Source organism: Rickettsia australis str. Phillips, assembly GCF_000273745.1.
Classification (GTDB): domain Bacteria; phylum Pseudomonadota; class Alphaproteobacteria; order Rickettsiales; family Rickettsiaceae; genus Rickettsia; species Rickettsia australis.
In genome coordinates this window covers 18,444-29,843 of the sequence record NZ_AKVZ01000033.1, presented here as the reverse complement: position 1 = coordinate 29,843, position 11,400 = coordinate 18,444, and the positions used below count along the sequence as shown (strand labels likewise).

Below are 11,400 nucleotides of genomic sequence, written 5' to 3'. Positions count from 1 at the left end.
AGCAAATAACGGTATAACTGGAGCAGTAACTGCAGCAGGAGGTAACGGTACATTAACAACAGCTGGAGTAGGGGTTACCGGAGCGGTAGGTACAAATGCAGCATCTCTAAAAGTTCTGAATGCTAAAGTTGATAATGGTGCTGCGGATCTTGTTTTTACAAGTGATATTTATGCACAAACTGTAAATTTTGATGATATTGCCGGCGGTGGAGCAGTCGGTACGATACAAGTCGGCGGTAATTTGATAGCTACAAATGTAAATTTCGGTGGGAATGCTCAGGGTGGTACTTTAGAATTGAACGGTCCTGTCGGTAAGAGTTATACATTAAGCGGAACTATAGCAAACGGTAATAATGCTACAATTAATATTAATACTCTCGGTTTGGTTACTGCAGATAATGCTAGTATCGGTACGGTTGCACAAATTAACATTCAAGATAATAAGACTTTTGCAATAAATGTTAAGAATGCTGATATTGAGATATTAAACGCTCAAGCTATTGATTTTAAAGGTGCAAACTCAAAGCTTTTTTTAGTTAACAATAGTGCTACAGATGATAGAGTTGTAACTATTAAAAATGATTTACCGGCGTTTGCAACTGGTGGCGGTATGTTACTGCTTTTTGGTACAGCAAACCTTATAACTTTACAAGGTGATGGTGCAGCTAAGGCAATAGGTACGGCAGGAAATGAACTAGCATCATTGAATGTTTTAGGGAAGGTAGCCTTTAATAATATAGATACTACAAATGTTCTCGCATTTAATATCATAAATACTACGCAGTTTGTTGATGTAGGCGGTATTACTAACCAAATTAATGTAATAAATATAGGTGCAGCAAATGCGAGTCTTGGACTTCCTGCCGCTGCCGGTTCTTATACGATTGATGCAAATGGCGGTAATGTAGGCATTTTAGCAAACGGTCAGACTATCAATTTTGCCCATGAAGATGCAGAGTTAGTATTACAAAATAGTGCAGCCGGTAATAGTACAATAACATTAAATGCCGCACTTGATCCTGGAGCTCCAAATAAAGGTAAACTTGCTGTAGATTCAGGAGCTGCGGGTGGGAGAGTAATTCTTGCAAGTGTCAGAAATGCTACTTACGGTACTGCAGTAAATAAGTTAAAATCATTAGAATTTAGAGGAAACGGCACATTCCAAATAGATACTGATATATTTGCTAACAATTTAGAATTATCAGTGCCGGCAGCAATTACCTATAATAAGGATATCAATTCTAATTTATCATTCGGTGCTGCTACTGCTTTAACTCAAAACGGTAATATTAACGGTAATGTAGATTTCAATAATCAAGCAGCAGTTATAACACTTGGTGCGAATAAAAATATCACCGGTAGTGTTACAAGCAGTAACGGAGTTAACGGTACAATCATCGCAACCGGTGCAAGTACTATTAATGGACATATTACTAATATTGCTATGTTAAAAGTAGGTGCCGGGGCTGTAAGCATAACCCAAGGCGGTAATACTAGCATCACTGAAATCCAAGGTAACGGTACTGCACTCTTAACATTACCTGCAAACTTTAACTTAACAGGTAGTATAAATAAAACCGGCGGTCAGGCTCTGAAGTTAAACTTCACGAATGGTGGCAGTGTTAGAGGTGTTGTAGGGACTGCGGCTAATTCGGTTGGTGATATCACAACGACAGGCACAACAAACTTTGCAAGCAGTGTTAATGCAAAAGGTGCGGCGACACTCTGCGGTACTACAAGTTTTGCCGATACATTTACTAACACTGGTGCAGTTACTTTAGCTAAAGCTTCTATCACTAATTTTGCTAAAAATGTAACGGCTACCAGCTTTGCAGCTAACAATGCTACTATTAATTTCGGTAATAGCCTAGCCTTTAATAGTAATATAACAGGTAGCGGTACTACACTTACTTTAGGTGCAAGCCAAGTAACATATACCGGTACCGGTAGCTTTACCGATACACTAACCTTAAATACTACTTTTGATGGAGCAGCTAAGTCAGACGGTCATATCTTAATTAAATCAGGTAGTACTCTTGATTTATCAGGAGTTTCAACTTTAGCACTTGTTGTTACTGCTACTAATTTCGACATTAATAATATAAGCCCGAATACAAAATATACGGTAATATCTGCAGAAACAGCAGGCGGATTAAAGCCTACTCCCGCAGGTAATGTTAAAGTAACCGTTAATAATGATAACCGCTTTGTCAACTTTACTTTTGATGAATCGACTTTAACGTTATTTGCAGAGGATATAGCAGAAGAAGTGATAGAAGAAGATTTTAAACCGGGTGGGCCGCTTGCAAATATCCCAAATGCTGCAAATGTAAAGAAATCGCTTGAGTTAATGGAGCAAGCACCAATCGGTTCAGATGCATGTTTAGCTTTTGATAATTGGGGTAAACTGAATCCAATCCAAGCAGCAGATGCTGTAACTCACCTCATGCAAGACGTTGTAAAGCCTAGCGATACTATAGCTGCTATTAATAATCAAGTTATACTAAGTAATATCTCAAGTAGCTTAATTAATCTAAATGCTAGAATGGATGCAATACAGCCGGCTGCTGTAGCTGCCGGTGATGAGGACAGAGATGCTAAGTTTGGTGCGTGGATAAGCCCATTTGTTGGTAATGCAATGCAGAAGATGCGTAACAATATAAGCGGTTATAAGTCTGATACAACCGGTGGTACTATAGGTTTTGATGGCTTAGTTAGCGATGATTTAGCACTCGGGCTTGCATATACAAGAGCCGATACTGATATCAAACTGAAAAATAATAAGACAGGTGATAAGAATAAGGTAGAGAGTAATATTTACTCTTTATACGGTTTATATAATGTACCTTATGAAAATCTTTGCTTTAAAGCTATAGCATCTTACTCGGATAATAAGATAAGAAGCAAATCAAGACGTATTATTGCAACGGCACTAGATATTGTCGGCTATCAAACCGCAAGCGGTAAGTATAAATCCGAAAGCTATACAGGTCAGTTAATGGCTGGTTATACCTATATGATGCCTGAGAACATTAGCTTAACACCGCTAGCTGGGCTTAGATATTCGGCTATCAAAGATAAGGGTTATAAAGAAACCGGTACTACTAACCAAAACCTTACAGTTAAAGGCAAGAACTATAGCACTTTCGATGGTTTACTCGGTGCTAAAGTATCAAGTAATATAAATGTAGGTGAAGTAGTGTTAACTCCTGAGTTTTACGCAATGGTTGATTATGCATTCAAGAATAAAGTTCCGGCGATTGATGCAAGATTACAAGGTATGACTTCTCCTTTCCCAACCAACAGCTTTAAGCAAAGCAAAACAAGCTTTGATATCGGTGTTGGTATTACTGCTAAGCATCAAATGATGGAATACGGTATTAACTACGATACCAATATCGGAAGTAAGTATTTCGCTCAGCAAGGTAGTGTAAAAGTTCGTGTAAACTTCTAATATGCTCTATGTCGTCATTGTGAGCAGCCATAGGCTGCGTGGCAATCTCATGAAATAATAACAAACTACTGAGATTGTTGCGTCAATTACTTTGTAATTTTCTCGCAATGACAGGAAAACTGAACAATACAGAAATGACATCGAACATCTACAAAAATAATAAAAAAGCCTATATAGTTTGACTATATAGGCTTTTTTTGCTTTATAATGTAGTCTTGAGAAGCTGCTTAAATGTCATTCCGGAATGGCGAGAAGTCATTGCCTGCGGGAATGACATATTTTCACTTAAAAACTTAGACAAAAAATTATGTTAGATAATATTAGAAAGACTGCCGATAGTTTTATAATGCGGGTTTTATTCGCAATGATAGCTTTTGCTTTTGTCGGATTTGGTATTAAAGATGTATTAAACGGAAGAAGAAGCGGTGATATTGTTACTTTTTCTCATGTAAAAAATATCTCCCAAGAAGATTTTTTGCGAGCAAAATCTTTAGCAATTAATGCTATAAGTAAGCAAACGGGAACAAGTTTAACGGATGAAGAAATAGCACAGTTAAATATTGATAACCAAATCCTTAAAAGACTTGTTTACGATAATGTCTTAGATTATTTAGTTAGCTATTACGACTTAGATCTAAGTGATGATACAGTGAAAATTTTAGTTAAAGAATCACCGGTTTTTCAAAATGAGCAAGGTGTTTTTGATATAAAAATTTTTAAAACTTATTTTAGAAATTCTTATATGGATGAAGAAAAATATTTATTAAACTTTAAAGAAAAAGCTTTAAAAAACATTCTTGTTAGTAGTTTTGTAGAAAGTTTCTATGTTCCTAAATCTATGACTGACAATATAGTAGATTATATGGCTGAAAAAAGAGAAGTAGAATTAATACAAATAGATTTACAAAATAAACCGAAAGATTTACAAATCTCTACCCCTACCGACCAGCAATTAAAGGTTTTTTACCAAGATAATAAAACCGTGTTTGAGGTACCTGAGAAACGCAGTTTTTCTTATATTAAGGCTAATATTAAGGATTTAAAAGTCTCAGTTACTCAAGATGAGTTGTTAGAATTTTATAATGAAAATAAAGATGAATTCGGTGATCAAAGCTTTGAATTGGTACAAAAACAATTGTATGATTTATTAAAGGCACAAAAAATCGACATACTTAATATGGAGTTTGCTAAAAAGCTGGAAGATGAGACAGCGGCAGGGTCAAGCTTAGTTGAAATTGCCGAAAAATATAAGCTACCGATACAAAACGTTAACTATATAAGTTATGCAGAGCTTATTGAAGATAAAATAATTGCCGAAAATGCTGATAGTATTTTTGAGCTTTCGGAAGGAGAATTATCTTATCCTATAGAAGCAGAAGATAAAAGCTATCTTATATTGGTAGAATTAAAATCTATTCAGCCGACAAAAATACCTGAATTTGATGCTATTAAAGAGCAGGTAAATAAAGTTTGGATAAAGCAGAATATCGCTGATGTAAACTTAAAAATTATCAAGGATTTAGCAAATGAATATAATTCAGATCAAGAGAACATAAAAGAGCTTAAAGCTACTGGAATAAAAATAAGCAAAAAAAGCTATATTAGATCAGAAATGGAAAATAATCTAACATTAACTCCTGAGATATTATTATCAATTTTTAATACTAAAATAGGAAGTAATACACCTATATTCCAAGTAGGTGATGAAGTATATTTTGCACATATTAAATCTAGAAGTATAGATGAATTAACAGCTAAAAATATTCATGTCAATTCAGAAAAAAATATAGTATATAATATTAAAAATTCTGTAATTGATGAGCTAATTAACTACACAATTATTCAGAATAATATGCAGATAAAAGATAATTTTAGTAAGTAGGGAAATCGTCATTGCGAGGAAATTACGAAGTAATTGACGTAGCAATCCAGTTAAAAATGCTCAAGTTTAGCATTTTTGTAATTATTTTTACTGGATTGCCACGTCGCTTCGCTCTTCGCAATGACGATTCAGGTATCCATGCAACAACGCCAATGCCATGCGGAAATGACATAATAAAGAGACCAAAATAAAACAAAAAAATAGAACTATGAGCTTTAAAGATTTACCGGGGTTTTTAAAATTTTTAGAAAAAAACGGTGAGTTAAAGCGTATTTCTCTTGAGGTTAAAACTGACTTAGAAATTACCGAAATTAGCAGAAGAGCATTAGCACAAGGCGGACCTGCATTACTTTTTGAAAATGTTATAAAAGCTGATGGCAGTAAATCCACTATACCAGTCCTAACTAATCTTTATGCTAGTATCTATCGCATTTGCATGGGGCTTAACCTTAAGTCACCCAAAGAATTAAGAGAACTTGGCGTGTTACTAGCATTTCTTAAGCAGCCACAACCTCCCGCATCTTTTAAAGAAACATTATCAATGTTACCTCTTGCTAAGCGTATCTTTGCTATGTCTCCTAAAACAATATCAAAAGCAGCTTGTCATGAAGTCGTCATTGACAAACCAAATATCAATATATTACCGATTCAAAAATGTTGGCCTGAGGATGTTTCGCCTTTAATTACTTGGGGTATAGTAGTTACTAAAGGTCCAACACAAGATAAGGTGGATAATTATAATCTTGGTATATATAGGATGCAAACAATAGCTCCTAATAAGCTATTGATGCGTTGGTTAAAGTTACGAGGCGGAGCAGAGCATCATAAACGTTGGAAAGAAGCAAAAAAAGAGCCGTTTCCTGCTGCCATCGTGATTGGAGCAAATCCAGCGGTAACTTTGGCAGCGGTTACGCCGATACCTGAGAATATTTCAGAATATAATTTTGCAGGTTTACTCGGTAATGAAAAAATAGAGCTGGTACAATGTAAAACTATTGACTTAAAAGTACCGGCACATAGCGAAATAGTGCTAGAAGGCTATGTAAGTTTAGAGGAGTATTTGCCTGAAGGCCCTTTTGGGGATCATACCGGATATTATAATGATATTGAAGAATTTCCTGTATTTACCGTAACTGCAATAACAATGAAGAAAAACCCTATGTATTTAAGTACTTATACGGGAAAACCGCCTGATGAGCCGTCAATCTTAGGTGAAGCATTAAATGAAATTTTTATTCCTATCTTGCAACAACAATTTCCGGAAATAGTAGATTTTTGGCTTCCACCTGAAGGTTGTTCATATAGAGTTGCAGTAGTATCGATTAAAAAATCCTATCCCGGTCATGCTAAAAGAGTAATGCTTGGTATTTGGTCTTACTTACGGCAATTTATGTATAGTAAGTTTATTATCGTTGTAGATGATGATATTGATGTTCGTAATTGGCAAGATGTGATTTGGGCAATATCGACAAGAAGCGATCCAAAACGTGATACGAGCTTTATAGATAATTCCCCGATAGATTATTTGGACTTTGCATCACCTAAGTCAGGTCTTGGTAGTAAAATGGGAATAGATGCAACAGATAAAATATACCCTGAGACAAATAGAAAATGGGGTCAAAAAATAGAAATGAGTCAGGAAGTTATCGACAAGGTTGATAGTATGTGGGATGGTTTAAAGATATAGGTTGCTCTATGTCATTCCCGCGGAGGCGGGAATCCAGAAAAATAACTTTAAATATCAGTATAAAAGTTATTTACTTAAAAAATAGACTAAAGTAATTTAAAATCTTTAATATCAAGATTTTTTAGTCTGGATTCCCGCCTCCGCGGGAATGACATATAGAGCCATACAATCATATAACATTATCAGAACTAAACATGTATAACATCCCGCACGAGACGATAATTAATAATTTCAAAGAAATTGCCGATAAATATCAAGAGCTTATTTTGCATTTCATGCAAGGCAAAGGTAGTATGATCCCTAAGAGCCTAATTGACAGTGATAAAAACAGGATTATAGCTTCTTTAATAGTAGAACAATTTTGGGCAAATCCTGAAAAATTTTGTCAGCTTAATATTGAATATATTGATAAGTTAAGAGAGCTTACAGCGAATAGCTTTGCAAAATTTGTTGGTAGTCCGGCAAAAGCTGTATTTTTTCCGGATAATCGAGATAAAAGATTTAAAGATTCTTCATGGGAGGATAATGCTTATTTTGACTTTGTTAAACAATATTATTTACTATCTAGTGAGTGGCTTAAGAAGCATATAGAACAATATGAGCTATCAAATGATCTCAAACAACATTTAGAGTTTGTAACTAAACATTTTATTGATGCTTTTTCACCTTCAAATTTTGCTTTTTGTAATCCAACAGTTTTACGTAAGACGTTAGAAAGTGGCGGTCAAAATCTATTACAGGGATTAGAAAATTTCTTAAGAGATATCAAAAGTTCAGGCGATATATTAAATATTAAAACTACCGATAAATCCGCCTTTAAACTCGGTCAAAATATTGCGGCAACAAAAGGAAAAGTTATATTCCAAAATGACTTGATGCAGCTAGTATGCTATGAGCCGAAAAAGAAAACTCATAAGATTCCGATATTTATTATTCCGCCATGTATAAATAAATATTATATACTCGATTTATCTCCGCATAATTCTCTAGTATCTTTTTTGGTAGAAAATAATTTTCAAGTTTTTCTTATTTCATGGGTTAACCCTGATATCTCTCTATCGGAAAAAGGCTTTGAGGATTACTTAAAAGACGGCATTTTAGCTCCTTTTGAGTATGTTAGAAATCTTGGTTTTGAGAAAATTGATTTTGTCGGCTATTGCATGGGTGGTACGTTCCTTGCTATAATTATCGCCTACTTTAAAGTAAAAAAAATAGATTCTGTTCACAGTAGCACTTTCTTTACTACTTTGCTTGATTATACTCACCCGGGCGAGCTTGGAATATTTTTTAATGAAGCTACAATTAATTACATTAAAGAAGATATAAAGCTAAAGGGCTATGTTGATGGACAATATTTATCAAATAGTTTTAGTTTGCTAAGGGCAAATGATCTAATTTGGACGTTTTTTGTCAATAATTATTTGCTTGGTAAAAAACCTATGCCTTTTGATTTGCTATATTGGAATGCTGATTCTACTAACTTGCCGGCAAAAATGTATGAGGAATATTTACACAATACATATTGTAATAACTTGCTAAAAGAGTCTAATAATTTAGAGGTACTCGGGACAACAATAGATCTTGGCAAAGTTGATTGCAACACTTTTTTTGTAGCCGCAAAAGAAGATCATATAGCTCCATGGCGTTCAATATATGATGGAGTAAAATTATTAAACGGACATAAGATTTTTTGTCTCACGGATTCAGGGCATGTAGCAGGTGTAGTTAATCCTCCTGCGATTGCTAAATATAATTATCGGCTTAACGATGACTTAAGTTTAAGTAGTCATGAGTGGCTTATAAAGGCTACGGAATATGAAGGCTCATGGTGGAATTATTGGCTTGATTGGCTTATAAAAAATAATGATAATAAGCTAGTAGATTCTGTAGATTATCAGAATCTAAAGGCTATTGAAGAAGCACCGGGCAGTTACGTAAGGCAGTAGGTGTTGTTACTTCATTGTCATTCCCACCTACTCGGGAATGACAATGGGTGTTTCTTGATCCATACACACAACGCCTAAAATATAAATAAGTCATGAAGAGAAAAAATAATAAATTTATAGAAATATCTATTGCCTTTATCTTGGGAGTTGCTTTAGGTATTTATGGACAGAATCCGGATTATTTTACTAATCTAATAAATCAAAAATCATTCGCTTTATTTGCTCCACAAATAAAGCATTACAATATTTCAGAGCTTTCAAGAAGTAAAGTTAGTACGTGTTTTACTCCACCTGCCGGTTGTACTAAGTTTATAGCCAATCAGATAGATAAAGCTGAAAAATCTATTTATATGCAGGCATACGGTATGAGCGATGCGTTAATTACTACTGCACTTATTAATGCACAGATGCGAGGAGTAAAAGTTAGAATATTGCTTGATCGTAGTAATTTAAAGCAGAAATTTTCTAAATTACACGAATTACAACAAGCAAAAATTGATGTAGGTATAGATAAAGTACCGGGAATTGCTCATAATAAAGTTATAATTATTGATAAAAAGAAAGTAATAACCGGTTCGTTTAATTTCACGGCTGCTGCCGATAAACGTAATGCCGAAAATGTGATTGTTATAGAAGATCAGGAGCTAGCAGAGTCTTATTTACAAAATTGGTTAAACAGAAAGGCGAGTAATTGATGGAAAGTGTTGCTGTATGGCTCTTACGTCATTCTTTTAAAAGCAGGAATCCAAAAAAAGTATAAATGCAGCAAATTTTTGAAATTAAAAGCTCGATTTATCTCGCTTTATGATGGATTCCTGCTTTTAAAGGAATGACGTAAAAAATAGTTAAAAATTACGCAGATTTCTTATTAAAGTTTTTTTGTACTTGTTCTGCCATATTCTGCATATTATTAGAAGCATGATGAACATTTTCGGCAATATGCTTATTTGCGGCTTCAAATATTTTGTGTGAAGCTTCATAAGCAATACTTGCTAATTCCTTAGCGTTATCCATAGATGTTTCATAAATAGATTTTAAACATTTTTGATGACATTCCCTAGCTTGTTTGAAATTTTTAGAATTTGCTGCTTCTTTAGTAGTATTCAAAATAGTATTAACATTATTTTGTGTAATCTCGGAATTTTTCTTAAGCAAAGATTGCATGCTTTCTGTAGCAATTTGGTTAGTTGTTAAAAGAATATTCATAGCTCGTTGCATTGTATTTATGATAGATGAAAGATCTACACTAGGGATATTTTTCATAGAACTCATATAAAATTCCGGATTCATATAGGATTTCATTAAATCTAAAAATAGTGTATTATTTAACATAATTTATCCTCCTAAAATAAATTAAATTTTTTACTTAAAAAATTTTTTGTGTTTTATAGGTTACGTATATGTAAGCATCAACCATCAACTTATGCTAACATTTATAAAATTATGAGTCAATAATTGTTAGCATTAAGAATAATATTAAAAATAGTTAAGTTTTTATAAATGTTAGATATATTAATTCAAGAATTAATAGATAAGTGGCAAAAATACCTCGTTTTGCAAAGAAATTACTCTAATTATACAGTAATTTCTTATAATAATGATCTTAAGAATTTCCTTAAGTTTATGAATTATTATAATTCAGAGCTTGTAACGATAAATCATATTAAAAACGCAGATATAAGATTAATCCGAAGTTGGCTTGCAAAACGTAACTGTGATAATTTTACCACTTCTTCAATTTCACGTGGTTTATCTGCAGTAAAAAATTTTTATAGATTTTTAGAGAAAACAACACAATTAAATAGTCATATAATTTTTTCTATAAAATCTCCTAAAAAAACTAAATTATTACCAAAAGCTTTATCGGAGGATGATGTAGTAATATCCCTTGAACATATTGAAGAATACGGGAATGTTAAGTGGGTAGAACTTAGAAATAAATCCCTACTTGTTCTTATATATGCTTCAGGTCTACGTATATCAGAAGCATTATCAATTACGAAACTTCATCTACAAAATCTAGAATTTATAAGAATAATAGGTAAAGGTAGTAAAGAAAGAATAATTCCGTGGTTACCGATTGCTAAAAATTTAATTACCCAATATTTAGAAATATTGCCGTATAAGCTAGAGGATAATGAACCGATATTTAGAGGAAAGCAAGGTAAGAAATTGCAGCCACAGGTATTTAATCGTGAATTAATTAAGTTAAAGCATTTTTATGGTTTACCGCAGCATTTAACTGCTCATTCATTTAGACATAGTTTTGCTTCACATTTGCTTGAGCATGGTGCAGAATTACGCTCTATTCAAGAGCTATTAGGTCATAAAAGTCTATCTACTACACAAAACTATACTAAAACAAGTATAAAGCGTTTAGAGACTGTATATACTACAGCATATCCAATTAAAAAATAAAATTAATACTCAT

General features: G+C 33.5%; 7 protein-coding genes. 6 read left to right on the top strand and 1 reads right to left on the bottom strand.

Annotated features, from left to right (window positions below; genetic code table 11):
- The 5 genes from A452_RS0106280 to pld all read left to right on the top strand — a co-directional run.
- A partial coding sequence (locus A452_RS0106280) for an autotransporter outer membrane beta-barrel domain-containing protein (RefSeq protein WP_017208674.1) occupies nt 1-3,454 on the top strand: 3,454 nt, incomplete at its 5' end.
- Between the two features lie 307 nt (nt 3,455-3,761).
- The gene (locus A452_RS0106275) at nt 3,762-5,336 is read left to right on the top strand and encodes a SurA N-terminal domain-containing protein (protein WP_014412232.1); all 1,575 of its coding nucleotides are present in this window, start codon (nt 3,762-3,764) and stop codon (nt 5,334-5,336) included.
- Between the two features lie 208 nt (nt 5,337-5,544).
- The gene (locus A452_RS0106270) at nt 5,545-7,023 is read left to right on the top strand and encodes a UbiD family decarboxylase (RefSeq protein ID WP_014412233.1); all 1,479 of its coding nucleotides are present in this window, start codon (nt 5,545-5,547) and stop codon (nt 7,021-7,023) included.
- A 194-nt stretch (nt 7,024-7,217) separates the two neighbouring features.
- Complete coding sequence (locus A452_RS0106265) at nt 7,218-8,969, top strand: PHA/PHB synthase family protein (RefSeq protein ID WP_014412234.1); 1,752 nt, start codon at nt 7,218-7,220, stop codon at nt 8,967-8,969.
- Nucleotides 8,970-9,061: 92 nt separating this feature from the next.
- On the top strand, nt 9,062-9,664 hold the full coding sequence (pld, locus tag A452_RS0106260) for a phospholipase D (protein WP_014412235.1): 603 nt from the start codon (nt 9,062-9,064) through the stop codon (nt 9,662-9,664).
- Nucleotides 9,665-9,821: 157 nt separating this feature from the next.
- Here the strand turns inward: pld and phaP are convergent, their stop codons facing one another.
- A complete protein-coding gene (gene phaP, locus A452_RS0106255) occupies nt 9,822-10,301 on the bottom strand; it encodes a phasin family protein (protein ID WP_014412236.1) in 480 nt (159 codons plus the stop codon).
- Nucleotides 10,302-10,469: 168 nt separating this feature from the next.
- Between phaP and A452_RS0106250 the strand changes: the two genes are divergently transcribed.
- Nucleotides 10,470-11,387 (top strand): tyrosine recombinase XerC, encoded by a 918-nt coding sequence (locus A452_RS0106250; RefSeq protein ID WP_014412237.1) that lies wholly within the window; start codon nt 10,470-10,472, stop codon nt 11,385-11,387.
- The last annotated feature ends 13 nt before the right edge of the window (nt 11,388-11,400 follow it).

Bases quoted from the DNA above. Each gene is read 5' to 3' on its own strand.
- A452_RS0106250 (WP_014412237.1), top strand. From the start codon at position 10,470: ATGTTAGATATATTAATTCAAGAATTAATAGATAAGTGGCAAAAATAC.
- phaP (WP_014412236.1), bottom strand. From the start codon at position 10,301: ATGTTAAATAATACACTATTTTTAGATTTAATGAAATCCTATATGAAT.
- A452_RS0106265 (WP_014412234.1), top strand. From the start codon at position 7,218: ATGTATAACATCCCGCACGAGACGATAATTAATAATTTCAAAGAAATT.
- A452_RS0106275 (WP_014412232.1), top strand. From the start codon at position 3,762: ATGTTAGATAATATTAGAAAGACTGCCGATAGTTTTATAATGCGGGTT.
- A452_RS0106270 (WP_014412233.1), top strand. From the start codon at position 5,545: ATGAGCTTTAAAGATTTACCGGGGTTTTTAAAATTTTTAGAAAAAAAC.
- pld (WP_014412235.1), top strand. From the start codon at position 9,062: ATGAAGAGAAAAAATAATAAATTTATAGAAATATCTATTGCCTTTATC.